This window comes from Desulfococcus sp. (genome assembly GCF_050178255.1).
Lineage (GTDB): Bacteria > Desulfobacterota > Desulfobacteria > Desulfobacterales > Desulfococcaceae > Desulfococcus > Desulfococcus multivorans.
Window position 1 is genome coordinate 1 of the sequence record NZ_JBFXGG010000085.1, and the last position, 12,907, is coordinate 12,907.

General features: G+C 59.5%; 11 protein-coding genes, 1 pseudogene and 1 riboswitch. Of the genes and pseudogenes, 4 read left to right on the forward strand and 8 right to left on the reverse strand.

Going from position 1 to position 12,907, the window contains the following annotated elements:
- A partial coding sequence (locus tag AB7S84_RS13195; protein ID WP_428154955.1) for a hypothetical protein occupies window positions 1–203 on the forward strand: 203 nt, incomplete at its 5' end.
- A 27-nt stretch (window positions 204–230) separates the two neighbouring features.
- Here AB7S84_RS13195 and AB7S84_RS13200 read toward each other — a convergent pair.
- The 6 genes from AB7S84_RS13200 to aceK all read right to left on the reverse strand — a co-directional run bounded on the left by AB7S84_RS13200 (window position 231) and on the right by aceK (window position 6,103).
- Entirely contained in the window at window positions 231–1,052 is an 822-nt protein-coding gene (locus AB7S84_RS13200; protein WP_428154957.1) for a mechanosensitive ion channel family protein, read from the reverse strand.
- A 15-nt stretch (window positions 1,053–1,067) separates the two neighbouring features.
- Complete coding sequence (locus AB7S84_RS13205; RefSeq protein ID WP_428154959.1) at window positions 1,068–2,315, reverse strand: hypothetical protein; 1,248 nt, start codon at window positions 2,313–2,315, stop codon at window positions 1,068–1,070.
- Between the two features lie 25 nt (window positions 2,316–2,340).
- A complete protein-coding gene (locus AB7S84_RS13210; RefSeq protein WP_020876052.1) occupies window positions 2,341–2,466 on the reverse strand; it encodes a hypothetical protein in 126 nt (41 codons plus the stop codon).
- Between the two features lie 9 nt (window positions 2,467–2,475).
- The gene (locus AB7S84_RS13215; protein ID WP_020876051.1) at window positions 2,476–3,147 is read right to left on the reverse strand and encodes an ABC transporter permease subunit; all 672 of its coding nucleotides are present in this window, start codon (window positions 3,145–3,147) and stop codon (window positions 2,476–2,478) included.
- Between the two features lie 365 nt (window positions 3,148–3,512).
- Entirely contained in the window at window positions 3,513–4,259 is a 747-nt protein-coding gene (gene glnH, locus AB7S84_RS13220; RefSeq protein ID WP_020876348.1) for a glutamine ABC transporter substrate-binding protein GlnH, read from the reverse strand.
- Complete coding sequence (gene aceK / locus AB7S84_RS13225) at window positions 4,256–6,103, reverse strand: bifunctional isocitrate dehydrogenase kinase/phosphatase (RefSeq protein ID WP_020876349.1); 1,848 nt, start codon at window positions 6,101–6,103, stop codon at window positions 4,256–4,258. Before aceK ends, glnH begins: the two co-directional genes overlap by 4 nt.
- A gap of 185 nt (window positions 6,104–6,288) precedes the next feature.
- On the opposite strand from aceK, the gene aceB reads away from it, so the two are divergent.
- Complete coding sequence (gene aceB / locus AB7S84_RS13230) at window positions 6,289–7,887, forward strand: malate synthase A (protein ID WP_020876350.1); 1,599 nt, start codon at window positions 6,289–6,291, stop codon at window positions 7,885–7,887.
- A 219-nt stretch (window positions 7,888–8,106) separates the two neighbouring features.
- The gene (gene aceA / locus AB7S84_RS13235; protein ID WP_020876351.1) at window positions 8,107–9,444 is read left to right on the forward strand and encodes an isocitrate lyase; all 1,338 of its coding nucleotides are present in this window, start codon (window positions 8,107–8,109) and stop codon (window positions 9,442–9,444) included.
- Window positions 9,445–9,663: 219 nt separating this feature from the next.
- Here aceA and AB7S84_RS13240 read toward each other — a convergent pair whose 3' ends face one another.
- Window positions 9,664–11,241 (reverse strand): AAA family ATPase, encoded by a 1,578-nt coding sequence (locus tag AB7S84_RS13240; RefSeq protein WP_020876352.1) that lies wholly within the window; start codon window positions 11,239–11,241, stop codon window positions 9,664–9,666.
- Between the two features lie 63 nt (window positions 11,242–11,304).
- Window positions 11,305–11,380, reverse strand: a riboswitch (cyclic di-GMP riboswitch).
- 5 nt (window positions 11,381–11,385) lie between these two features.
- Window positions 11,386–12,372, reverse strand: coding sequence for a TAXI family TRAP transporter solute-binding subunit (locus tag AB7S84_RS13245; RefSeq protein ID WP_020876353.1), 987 nt, complete (start codon window positions 12,370–12,372; stop codon window positions 11,386–11,388).
- Window positions 12,373–12,714: 342 nt separating this feature from the next.
- Between AB7S84_RS13245 and AB7S84_RS13250 the strand changes: the two are divergent.
- A pseudogene (locus AB7S84_RS13250) lies at window positions 12,715–12,907 on the forward strand (VOC family protein); the annotation flags it as partial.

Here is a 12,907-nt window from a genome sequence, read left to right on the forward strand (position 1 = left end):
GATTCAGCCTCGAGGGTTTGCGGCCCGGCGCCTGGACGCTCGCCGTCCATGCGGAAAACCTGCCGCCGCACCACTATGTGGAAAAGGAGCGGTTCGAGATCCTGCTGACCGGCGGAGAGAAACGGGATGTGCCTATCCGGGTGCTGCCCAGGAAGCGTACGATCCGGATCATCCAGGAAGCAGCGGGCGTGATCGAGGGATAGGCGACGCCGGGTTCGACGCCTCCCGAATCACCCCGCCGCCGGACCGCCGACCTCGACGGCGGGGTATTCCGCGAAACGGAAGCCCATGGCCGAGAGGGCGGCCTTGCCCCGAAGGGTGAGGTCGGTGGTGAAGTTGAACTGCTCCACGGGGTCGATGGGATAGGCCTTGAGCCGGTAGTGGGTTCCCCAGGGCTTCTCGGCCGCGATGACGTTCACGGGGCGCCTGAACTGCAGAAACGGGCTGGTATAGGCCACGTCCATGAGGAGTTCGCGGGCCGCGGCCGCATCGTGCCGGGGATGGAGATAGAAGTCGGCGATGCACATCAGGTTCTGGGTGCCGTCGTTGGCGTTGAAGATGAGATGGTCCCACAGCTTCAGATGCGGCACCACGACCATGGTGTCGTCGGGGGTCAGAATTTTTACGGCCCGCATGCCGATGGATTTCACTTCGCCGTAGGCCCCTTCGATTTCGACCCAGTCTCCCGGCCGATAGGGCATTTCGTAGAGGGTGACGACGCCGGCCGTCAGGCTGCTGACATAATCCTTGAGGGCGAAGCCCAGGGCGACGCCGAAGCCGGCGAAGAGTGCCAGGAGGTTTTCGACGGTGGGTTCGACGACCTGGGGAATGATGAGGCCTATTCCCGCGGCGATGACCAGAAGCCGCATCACCGGCACCAGGGCCAGCACCTGATAGCGGTAACGGCTGGGAAGCTTCCGGGCCAGCCACGGCAGCACCCGCTGACTCAGGCCGGCCAGGAGGTAGGCGGCGATGATGATGAAGCCGATCATGAAGAGATTGGACTGCTTCAGCTTCAGGGCGATGTCGGAAACCTTATCCATGCCGTCCATGGCAACCTCCCATGCCTAAAAGTGATCCGTGAGGTACCCCTCGCTCTGGAGAAATTGCCGCACCGCCGGGTACCCTGAAGCGGTGATGCGCCAGATGCCGTCGTCTTCCGCCGCGGTTTCCGTTTCTCGCAGCACCGACAGGGTCTGCCGGACCCGGCTGACGGATAGGGGCAGAATCTCCGCCAGGACCTCCGCTTCCAGTCCGCCGTGGAGCAGAAGGGTATGGGCCGTGAAGGCGAGATCCCGGTCCTTTTCGGACGGCAGTTTGGGCCTCGGGACCGCGTCCCACTCCGTTATCCAGACGGTGGCCGGATCCCCCGGCGGTGAGGGTCCGTTGTCGTCGTTCTCTTCATCATCGGTATTTTTTGGACCGAGCCTCAGGGCCCGCCGCCAGAGCGCCAGGGCGACGCCGGGAATGCCGCGGGAACAGGCGGCCAGGTGTTTGAGGAAACTGCTGGTCTTTGGCGTCTCACCGCTCTCTTCATCAACGTCGCCGACGGGCGCCAGCACGTATTTCCCGTCGATGGCCTGACGAAAATTGCGCCGGCGCGGACCATCTCCGGCCGCGAGCTTCCCGAACCAACGGGCCAGGCGCTCGTTGTCGAAGGCCTGGAGGCTCAGCAGTCCGGGGTGCCGGCCGTTCCAGATTTTCATCAGGTAGGCCCAGGCCCAGCTGTCGCATCCCACGAGCCCCGTACCGGCAACGCCCGCACAGAGCATGTCCAGGAGATGGCGGATATTTTTCAGGGATCGGGCCCGGCGCAGATAGCAGTTTTCGAGGTGGGGCAGCACCCAGGGCGAACGGCCGTCGAATCGGTCCCGCATCCATTCACCGCTCTCCGAGAGAAGGGTTTGGGTATCGGGGCCGTCCAGAAGGCGCCACTGAGACCGTTGGGCCCATTCCGCCATGATCTCCCTCCGCCAGGTGTGGGGCGGGGAGATCACGAAGACGACCGTATTCTCGGGCGGTTTCGGGGAAAGCCGCGAAGCGAGGGCCGCGTCGAGGGCCTCCGCGGCGGCGTCCAGGCCGGGGTCGGGAGCGATGGTGCTGATCTCCGTCCAGGAGAGCTCCTCGAGCTTTTCCTTGGCCTTGACCGGGGATTCCGGAGCGGCGGCTTCGGTTTCGAAGGCTTTCCATAGGGCGCCGATGCCCGAACGAATCTTCTGCTCCACCGTGTCCGAAGGCAGTGCGTATCGGTCGGGGGAGGTGTATTCCCAGATGGCCGGAGCGGCGTCGTCGCCGCCTGAATTCAATGATGCCATGATCGTCAAGCCTTGCCGGATCGGGTTATGGAAAACATGACGGCATGGACCCGTCCATCCAGACCCCTTCGCCCGGACGGATGTGAAGGTCGATCCCCTTGATGACCTCCAGGTTCCCGAATCGCTTGTGCAGGTTTCGGACCTGAATCATGGCGTCCCCTTATCGTGTCGTGCGGTTTTCAAGGTGCTCTTCGGTCATCCTGAGCACCTTTGCGATGGAGAGGGTCATCATCAGATAGACGATGCCCACCGTCAGCCAGACCTCGAAGGCCCTGAAATTGACGGCGATGATCTCCTGTCCCACCCGGGTGAGCTCCGCGACGCCGATGACCACCAGCAGGGAGGTGTCCTTGAGGCTGATGATGAACTGGTTTCCCAGGGGCGGAATCATCCGGCGGAAGGCCTGGGGCCAGATGATGTAGCGCATGGTCTGAAGCTGGGTCAGCCCGATGGAGCGTCCCGCCTCCGTCTGGCCCGCTTCAATGGACTTCACGGCCCCCCGGACGATCTCGGCGATGTAGGCGCCCGAATTGACCGCAATGGCGATGATGCCGGCGGTGACCGGCGCGATCCGCAGGCCCGTGGCCATGGGGATGCCGAAATAGAGGAACATGACCTGGACGATGAGGGGGGTTCCCCGGATCGCCTCGACGTACGCGCCGCCGAGTTTGCGGAGAAGCAGGCGCCTGGAGAGCTTCATCAGGCCGGTGACGGCGCCGATGATGAAACCGAAGAAGAGGCCGGCCAGGGTGATGACAACGGTCAGCTTCACGCCGGAGAGAAGCAGCGGAAAGGTCTCGAGCATCACCTCCCATTTAAATGTAAATCCCATGCGCGGTTCCTTTTTTATTTTTCGGCCTTCATGAGCCGGTGTCGGGAGGGGACGGCCCGGGCCCGACGCGGTTTCGTTCAAGTGTCGCTAAAGCTTGCTCCGGGCGGCCCGGAAACTCGCTGCGCTCAAACAGTCCGGGCCGCTGATCCTCCGCGGCGCTCAAGCGACACTAAAACTCACCGCTGAAAGGTCCCGCGTCGTCCCCTCCCGACACCTCCGTCCGGAAAGACTGAAGGCTGAAGGCATACGCCTGTAACCACATAGTCACATAACCGAAAACCGCAGGCTAAAGGAGATCTAAAGGAGATAAAGGCACCGTTCGCGGCTGACGCACCCCTTCAGCCTCCAGCCTTCAGTCTGCCCTTCTACTTCGGCTCCGTACCGAACCACTTCATGTAGAGAGCGTCGTAGGCGCCGCTTTCCCTGAGCTTTTTGAGGGCTTCGTTGACCTTCGCCGTGAGGGGGCTGCCCTTGGGGAAGCCGATGCCGTAGGACTGGCCCATGTAGAGGGGGCCCACCACCTTCACCTTCCCTTTGCCGGCATCGCTTCGCATGAAGTTGGCGAGCACCGGGGAATCGAAGACGACGGCGTCGGCGCCGCCCGACATCAGCTCGAGGATCATGGCGTCATTGTTGGGGAAGAGCTTGACCTCTTCGGCATTGGCGTTTTTCTTAACAAAGTCCTCGCTGGTGGTGCCCAGCTTGGTGGAAACGACCTTGCCCTTCAGATCCTCGATGCCGTTCACGTCGGTATTGTCGGCCTTGACCATGATCAGCAGACCGGCATTGTAGTAAGGATCGGAAAAATCGATCACCTCGGCCCGCTCGGGCTTGATGGTCATACCGGCGATGCCCGCATCCAGTTGTCCGGTCTGGAGCCCCGGGATGATGCCGTTGAAATCCATGGGCTGAAGCTTGTAGTCCATGCCGAGCTGCCTGGCGATGGCATCCCAGAGCTCCACGTCGAAGCCCGTATGCTTGCCCGAGGCATCCTTGAACTCGAAGGGCGGAAAGTTGGTGTCGGTGGCCACCGTGAGGGTCTTGGCCGCGGCCGGGGTGCATAGGACCGCCATGACGCAGACGGCGGCGAGAATCGTCCGGAAACGTTTCATGAGATCTTCTCCTTTGGTTGGGGTTGACAGGTTTCTTTAAAGCCTATTTTGAAGGGTTTATCAAGCGGTGATTTTGAGAGGTCGGGTTGTCGGGGGTGTGGGGCGTCCCTGAACCGGAGGCTTTCCCGGTAAGGGAAGATATGAATGACCGCACCGGTTTTCAGGCGCTCCTGGACGCCGTGCCAGAAGTCCGCGTCAAAGAGGTCGGCATGGGCGTTTTCAAAAACCGCCTTGAGGTGATCTGGAAACCGCAGAAAGGTTCGGAACTCCTCAGGGAAGATGTCCTTGTCGTCGACAAAGAACCACGGCTCCGAAGACATCTCGTCGTCATACCCCCTGGCAGGGGGGAGCTTCCGGAAATTGCAGTCGGTGAGAAGGCAGAGTTCGTCGTAGTCGTAAAACACGACCCGGCCGTGGCTCGTGACGCCGAAATTTTTCAGGAACAGGTCCCCGGGGAAAATATTGGTGGCCGCCAGCTCCTTGATGGACCGGCCGTAGTCGAGTACGGCTTCCCGGGACTCGCTCTCGGGTGCCTCCTCGATAAAAATGTCGAGGGGGGTCAGCCGCCTTTCGGTGTAGAGATGCCGGATTCTCAGTCGGTCTCCTTCAATGGTCACGGTTTCGGCCGCGTTTTCCCGGAACGCCTTCAGCAGGGCCGGAGAGAAACGGGCCGTGTCGAAGGTCAACTCCTGAAATTCCTGAGCGTCCACCAGGCGCCCGGCCCGGTCGTGCCGGAACACCAGCTTGTAGCGGTTGCGGACGTCCCGGGGATTGGTGGTTTTGGGATAGTCGAACCGATCCTTGATGATCTTGAACACCACATCGAAGGAGGGCAGGGTGAAGACCAGCATGACCATGCCTTTTTCACCCCGGGCGATGTCGAAACGGTCGGCGGCGGTCTCGAGGTTGCGGGTCAGCTCGCGATACAGCTCCGATTTGCCGTGTTTGTGGAATCCAATGGCGGTATACAGTTCGGACACCCGTTTCAGCGGGGTGAGGGTTTTCAGGAAATTGACGAGCTCCATGGGCCTGTCCACGACGACATGGAAATAGGAGCGGGTGAAGCTGAAGAGGATGCTGACGTCGCTTTCATCCATGAGCACCGCGTCTGCCGCAGCCCCCTCGGGCCGGCTCAAAAAGGCGACGGCTATGGGTTGGATGCGGTTTCCGATGCGCATCCGGCCGATGATGTAGGCGGCCTTGTCCCGGTAGAATACCGATGTGATCATTTCCACCATATCGGGCCGGGCGCCGCCGGCGACATCGCGAAGGGTCGATGCCGTCCGCTCGGCGATTCTGCGGGCGTCGGCATCGGGGTCCTGAAATTGGAGCTCCGCGCCGTAGAATCCCAGAATGTCCCGGAACATGCGGACGAGTCCGTCCGACCCGGCATCGGGTCGGTAGACGTCGCAGACCGGGCAGGTCCGGTCCTCGATCCGCGGGATCTTGAATTCGGATGCGATAAATTCGAGGCGGGGGGCGACGCCCACGACGGCGTAAATCTTCCGCACCACTGAATTGAAGAAGGTCTCCGCCAGTTCGACGTCGTCCCTCCGGCGGATGAGTCCGGTGTAGGCGGCTTTCATCTCTGGACCCGCAGCCGGGGTGTTCAGACGGTCCCCCAGACGATGTCGAAGGGCGTTCACCGTTCGTTTCACCACGCGGGTGTAGAGGTCGAGCCGTTCCAGGGCATCCTGGTAGGCGCCGCTCCAGTCCCGCCGGTTGAACCGGTCCGGCGACCGCTTCGTGATGTGCAGAAATTGCGCCTGGTATGCCTCGTAGGCCTCGCGGATGAAGGCCGCGGCATCGGCTGCGGTTTCTTTCGGGCAATCTTCGCTGGTCATGGCCTGATCTCCTCGCTCCGAATGCGTCGTGCGGCATGCCGTCGTTTCGGCGGGGCCGATGGGTCTGCATTGACATCTCGTCATTATATTATTAAATTTCCCGGATAATTCAATCTCAAAAGATTCAATTCGAATCATGTGTCGCGCATTGACCACAAGACCTGCCCGGAAAGGAGGAACGCCCCATGAACAGCCGCAATCCATCCAACGGTATTCGCATCACGGCGCCGGTCCCGCCGGAGTTCGATCGTATCCTCACCCCAGAAGCCCTCGCGTTCGTCGCGGCCCTCGCCCGTGAATTCGACGAGACCCGGAGGGCGCTGCTCGAGCGTCGCCGCAAGGTTCAGGCGGAGATCGACGCCGGGAATCTGCCGGATTTCCCGCCGGAAACCCGATCCGTCCGGGAGGGCGGCTGGCGGATCGCGCCCGTGCCGCGGGATCTTCTGGATCGCCGGGTCGAGATCACCGGGCCGGTGGAGCGCAAGATGATCATCAACGCCCTCAATTCAGGCGCCAGAACCTTCATGGCCGATTTCGAGGATTCCCACGCGCCCACCTGGACAGGGACCCTTCAGGGACAGGTCAACCTCTGGGATGCGGTTCGGCGGGCCATCTCCTTCGAGAGCCCGGAGGGCAAGTCCTACCGGCTGAACGACAGGACCGCCGTCCTGATCGTCCGACCCAGGGGCTGGCATCTCGTGGAAAAGCATCTCGAGATCGACGGCCGGCCCGTCTCCGCAAGTCTCTTCGACTTCGCCCTCTATTTTTTCCATAACGCCCGCGAACTCACGGCCCGGGGAACCGGTCCCTATTTCTATCTTCCCAAGATGGAGAGTTATCTGGAGGCCCGCCTCTGGAACGATGTCTTCGTCCGCGCCCAGGAACTTCTGGGCATTCCCCGGGGGACCATCAAGGCCACGGTCCTCATCGAGACCATCCTCGCGGCCTTTCAGATGGATGAAATCCTCTACGAACTGCGGGAGCACAGCGCCGGCCTCAACTGCGGGCGATGGGACTATATCTTCAGCTTCATCAAGCGGTTCAGAAAGGTTCCCGGCTACATCTTCCCGGATCGGTCCCAGATCACCATGACGCGACACTGCATGCGCTCCTATTCGCTGCTGGCGATCAAGACCTGCCACCGGCGGGGGGCCCACGCCATCGGGGGCATGGCCGCCCAGATCCCCATCAAAGGCGATGCGGAAGCCAACGCGGCAGCGCTCCAGAAGGTGCGGGAGGACAAAATCCGTGAGGCCGAAGACGGCCACGACGGCACATGGGTCGCCCATCCGGGGTTGGTGGCGATCGCAACGGAGGAGTTTGACCGACGCTTGTCCGGCCCCAACCAGATCGATCGGCTGCGGGAGGATGTGACCGTGACCCGGGAAGACCTTCTCAAGCTGCCCGTGGGAACGATCACTGAACAGGGGCTGCGCACCAACATCCGTGTGGGCGTCGAGTACATGGCGGCATGGCTGTCGGGCAACGGGTGCGTGCCGCTTTACAACCTGATGGAGGACGCGGCTACGGCCGAGATCTCCCGAACCCAGGTATGGCAGTGGGTGCATCATCCCCAGGGGATCCTGAGCGACGGCGGGGACGTGACCCTGGATCTCTTCAGGCGGATCATGGACGAGGAGACCGCGGCCATTCGCCGGGATGTGGGGGACGAGGCCTTTGCCGCCGGGAATTACCAGCGGGCGGCCGAGATGTTCGATGCCATTGTCGCCAACCCCGAACTCGAGGACTTTTTGACGCTCCGCGCTTATGAGGCGTTGGATTAGCGTTTCGGATAACAGGCTGAAGGCAATATGTTAGGCTGAAGGCTGAAGGCTGAAGACTGAAGGCTGAAGGGGTGCGGTTGTCACGGACGGTGGCTTTATCCGCTTCAGCTTTTTACTCGACTTTGGGTGGTTGTGAGGGTGGTTAAGTGATTATGTGATTATGTGGGCACAGGCTTCAGCCTTTAGCCTTCAGCCTTTATTTGCAGAAAGGAATTTGCGATGCGGACCATCGAAGAGAAAGCCATGGAACTGGAAAAACGACACACCTGTCACGAGATCGATTTTGCCGAAATCGAGGCGCTTGAAAACCGATGGAAAAACGATCCCCGATGGGCGGGCATCGTCCGTCCCTACAAGGCGGCGGAGGTCCTCAACCTGCGGGGCACCCTCGGGATCGAGCACACCTTCGCCCGGATCGGGGCCGAACGGCTGTGGCATCTCCTCCAGACCGAACCTTTCGTCGCCGCTCTGGGGGCGTTGACCGGCAACCAGGCGGTCCAGCAGGTGGAGGCCGGTCTCAAGGCCATTTATCTGAGCGGGTGGCAGGTGGCGGCCGACAACAACCTGGCCGGGGAGATGTACCCCGATCAGAGCCTCTATCCCGCCAACAGCGTGCCGACGGTGGTGCGGCGCATCAACAACGCCCTCCGGCGGGCGGACCAGATTCAGGTGCTTGACTGCCGCAAGGATGGGCCATACTGGTTCGCCCCCATCGTGGCCGACGCCGAGGCCGGCTTTGGCGGCCCCCTCAACGCCTATGAGCTGATGAAGGATATGATCGATGCCGGAGCCGCCGGGGTTCACTTCGAGGATCAACTCTCCTCGGCCAAGAAATGCGGCCACATGGGCGGCAAGGTCTTGGTGCCCACCCGGGAGTTCATCATCAAGCTGATCGCCGCCCGACTGGCGGCGGATGTCTGCGACGTGCCAACGGTGCTCATCGCCCGGACCGACGCCGACGCGGCCAAACTTCTCACCAGCGACATCGACGAACGGGATCGGCCGTTCATTATCGGGAACGAACGTTCCAGCGAGGGGTTCTACTGGGTCAAGGGCGGCGTGGAAGCAGCCATTGCCCGGGGTCTCAGCTACGCGCCCTACGCCGACATGATCTGGTGCGAAACCTCGCGGCCCGACCTGGAACAGGCCCGTCGGTTTGCCGAGGGGATCCACGCCGAATTTCCCGGAAAGCTTCTCTGTTACAACTGTTCACCGTCCTTCAACTGGAAGGCCAACCTCGACGAGGGCGTCATCGCCGGATTCCAGCGGGAGCTGGCGGCCATGGGCTACAAATTTCAGTTCGTCACCCTGGCGGGGTTTCACACCCTCAACCTGGGCATGTTCGACCTGGCCCAGAGCTATAAACGGGAGGGCATGGCCGCCTATTCCCGTTTTCAGCAGGAGGAGTTCCGCCACGAGCGGAGCGAGGGCTACATGGCCGTCAGCCACCAGCGGTTCGTGGGCGCCGGCTATTTCGACCGCCTCATGGACAGCGTCACCCAGGGGGAGAGCTCCGTGGCGGCCCTGAAGGGATCCACCGAGGAGGAGCAGTTCTGATTTGAACGGATCGGTTGGTGCGCCGACGGCCGTCGTGTTGCGCAGCCGACGTTTGGCGGCGTGTCCGGTACGGGAGAGGCCCGGGATGTCGAATGCCGGGCCTTATTTAACCTCAACTTTCGACTTTCATAGGCCGGCACCTCTATTTGGTCACCATCATGAAAGTCGAAAGTTGAGATTTGACGATATGGCTCCGGAATCCCGGTTTATGAGGGCTTTTTACTGGATATTCTCGAGAACATCCAGCAGCACCTTTTTATTCCGGACGGGATTTCCCTGCAGGAAAGGGAGATAGTTGAATTCCAGATGCGCCAGAGCCCTTTCAGCCGCCGTGCGGGTTTCGTATTTGCCCATGACAACGCGAAACACCGGATCATCGCCTTGAACAGACTTGACAACCATGGCGTTCTCGTTCCGTTGCATCAATTCCTCAACCAGCTTCGCTGCCGGTTCGATGCGATAAAAGCTCGCGTAGTGAATGGTACAGGTTCCGTCTGAATCCTCCCGGATCAGATCCGCTTTTTCGATTTCCGGATAGACGAGTTCCCGCCCCGTACAATCGTCTTTGACACTCCGGAGGGTCGGGTTCGCCATATGGATCAAATCAACGATGGTGTCGTTCCCGATGCCGTATCGATCCCGAGCTGTTTCCGACAGGCACGGGTTCGGAGATACGGCGTGTCCTTCCTGGTCCAACGTTGCGGCCGGTTTTTCTTCAACCGGTTTCGGCGGGACCGGTTTTCCGACGGGGAGGGTGCCGGCGTGAATGGGCGGGCCGCTGTTTTCCATCAGGGTTGGAGAGGGAATCTCCGCCGTTTCGCTTTGATGGAGTGTCATCCCGTCAACAGCGAGTTCTCCTGTATCCTTGACGGGCTTGGATTTCGAAAAATGACCCGTCAGGAGTATCAGGATGAACAATGAAATCACGCCCGCCGAAACGGCTGCCTTTGTTATTTTTTTCTTGTTCCCGGGAGTCGGCACGGATGCGGCCTGGGGAGTCGCCATCTCCTCGATGATGTCTTTGACGATCCTGGTTCCGATTTTCCGGGTTTGAAAGGTATACCCCCTCATCAGGGCGTTGTCACAGATGCGGTTGATGATTCTCGGAACCCCGCGGCTCTTCTCCCCGATCAGAAGGAGTGCTTTCCGGTCAAAAAGGGGGGTTTCTCTTCCTGCGACGCGGAGCCGATGCCGGATATATTTGGGGACACTGTGCATATCCAGGGCGTTGAGCTCGCGGTTGATCACGATGCGCTGTCGGAGCGATTTCAGGGAATCCTTCTGAAGCATATCATAGATCCCGTTCTGACCGACCAGAACGATTTGAATCAGCTTCCGGTTTTCGGTTTCATGATTGGAGAGCAACCGGATCTCTTCCAGGCATTTCTCCGAAAGAAGATGGGCTTCATCAATGATCAGGACAACCCGTTTTCCCGCTTTATCCATCTGTTCGAGTTTCGATTTGACGTCGTGATATGAATCAAATGTATTGTTTTGATCGTTGAAGGGAAGGTCGAGATTTTTCGAAAGATGACGAATGATTTCCGTAAAACCGAATTGCGGATTCCTGACGTGGGTAACGACGGCATTTGCGCCGAGTTCTTTTATGAGGGCCTGAATCAGGATCGTCTTGCCGGTTCCCGCATCACCGGTGACCAGAACGAAGCCTTTGGCAAAATTGATGGCGTATAACAACGATGCCAGGACCTCTCCGTGGTTTCTGGATAGATAAAGAAATTCCGGGTTGGGGGTGTTTTCGAACGGCTTTTTTTTGAGCAGGTAAAAGTTCTCGTACATTTTTGATCCACCTCTGTTTGACGGCTGGGTGAAACGAACAAAAAAAGCCGAATTACCTGATGATCAGGCAACCCGGCTGTCTATCTCGAGACCCGTGGCTTTCCGTCCCTGCTTCGCAGCAGGTTTGGCGTATTTAATGTATTGTCAGGGCTTCAGCATCTCCTTGACGGCGTCCAGAACCGGATTCGGCTCGGCAGATTCCGGGGGCGTCGTCTTCATGACGCTTTGCAGGCGTTTGCGCACACAGTCGTATTGTTCCCATCCCTTGAGGGGATAATCGAGATCGACGGAGCGCCACTTGGGATGGCCGTTGGTCTTGAGCCATTCCATATTGTCCGCCAGGATCCGGCCAAATCTGCCGACGGATTCGCAATTCGACTGACGGAAGTCGTAGGATACCAACACCGCCTTGACCGCCACGGTCGGCACGGTATCCGGCTGCCCTGCATACGTGTCGGCGGGAATTTCCGCAGAGGGATAATATTCGACGATGTTTTTGCCGCGGATTGGAATGAAGGCCAGCCCGTCCTCCGCGGATACCTTTTCAGTAAACAGTTTGACGGGGAGCCCGGCAACATAGAACATGGCGTCGATCGTCCCCGCCTTCAACCGTTCCAGGGCTTCGTCGGTGCCGATGGTCAACATCTCACCCGGCTTGATCCCGGAGATTTCAAAGAGGAGCCTGGCGGTCAGGTAGGTGCCGCTGCCTTCCCGGTCTATGGCGACACGCTTGCCCGTCAGGCCGTCAAAATCTTCGATATCCCGACGGCCGAGCAGATGGACCTCCTCATTGTAAAGGGGGAACACCATCTTGATTTTTCTGGCGATCCGGACCAATGTCGGATGGGTATCCACCTTGGAGACGAATGCCAGAACATCGGACTGGACGATGCCCATCTGGGTGCGGGGCCGTTTGAAAACCGCGTAAATGTTCTCGATGGATCCTTTCGAATTGTAGACGTTCAGGCGGATGCCTTTGTCCCGGGTCAGTTTCTGGAGATCCAGGCCGAACTGATAGTAGGTGCCTTTTTCTCCGCCGGTAATGATACCCAGATCCGCAGCGAACGCATTCCAACCGGATGCGCACATGAAAAACAGCGTGCCGACGATGGTCATGAGTGTTTTTTTCATGATACCGGTCTCCTTGTGTAACGGATGAAATATACTCTGCCGGCGGTCGATGATGTGACCGAGGGGCATTATTGGAAACACGATCAAAGTGGGTCCCGGCAGATGCATCCGCCGGGCTGTCGACGCATCATCGGGACGGAACGCCATATGGGCGGACGCGTTGCTTTTCGTGACGGAACCTGATAAAAATTCAATCATTGGGCACTTGACTTTTTATCTCAACTTTCGACTTTCATAGGCCGCATCTATCCGGTCACCATCATGAAAGTCGAACATTGAGTTTTTATTATTTCGCGACGGGATTTCAATGTCAACGGCATAATTCTGATGACGGGAAAATATATGTCTTCAAATGTCATAAAGCGAACCAACACCATCCTCTACTGCCGGCGATGGGCCGCTGCCGTCGCGTTCTATCGGGACGTCCTGGGGCTTGTCGTTCACCTTGAAACCGATTGGTTCGTGGAATTTCACCTTGCCGGGGATGCTTATCTGAGTGTCGCGGATGATCGCCGGGCTTCGGTGAAAAGCGCCG

Coding starts and splice junctions, on each gene's coding strand:
- AB7S84_RS13200 (WP_428154957.1), bottom strand. CDS start 1,052: ATGGACGGCATGGATAAGGTTTCCGACATCGCCCTGAAGCTGAAGCAG.
- AB7S84_RS13205 (WP_428154959.1), bottom strand. CDS start 2,315: ATGGCATCATTGAATTCAGGCGGCGACGACGCCGCTCCGGCCATCTGG.
- AB7S84_RS13210 (WP_020876052.1), bottom strand. CDS start 2,466: ATGATTCAGGTCCGAAACCTGCACAAGCGATTCGGGAACCTGGAGGTC.
- AB7S84_RS13215 (WP_020876051.1), bottom strand. CDS start 3,147: ATGGGATTTACATTTAAATGGGAGGTGATGCTCGAGACCTTTCCGCTG.
- glnH (WP_020876348.1), bottom strand. CDS start 4,259: ATGAAACGTTTCCGGACGATTCTCGCCGCCGTCTGCGTCATGGCGGTC.
- aceK (WP_020876349.1), bottom strand. CDS start 6,103: ATGACCAGCGAAGATTGCCCGAAAGAAACCGCAGCCGATGCCGCGGCC.
- aceB (WP_020876350.1), top strand. CDS start 6,289: ATGAACAGCCGCAATCCATCCAACGGTATTCGCATCACGGCGCCGGTC.
- aceA (WP_020876351.1), top strand. CDS start 8,107: ATGCGGACCATCGAAGAGAAAGCCATGGAACTGGAAAAACGACACACC.
- AB7S84_RS13240 (WP_020876352.1), bottom strand. CDS start 11,241: ATGTACGAGAACTTTTACCTGCTCAAAAAAAAGCCGTTCGAAAACACC.
- AB7S84_RS13245 (WP_020876353.1), bottom strand. CDS start 12,372: ATGAAAAAAACACTCATGACCATCGTCGGCACGCTGTTTTTCATGTGC.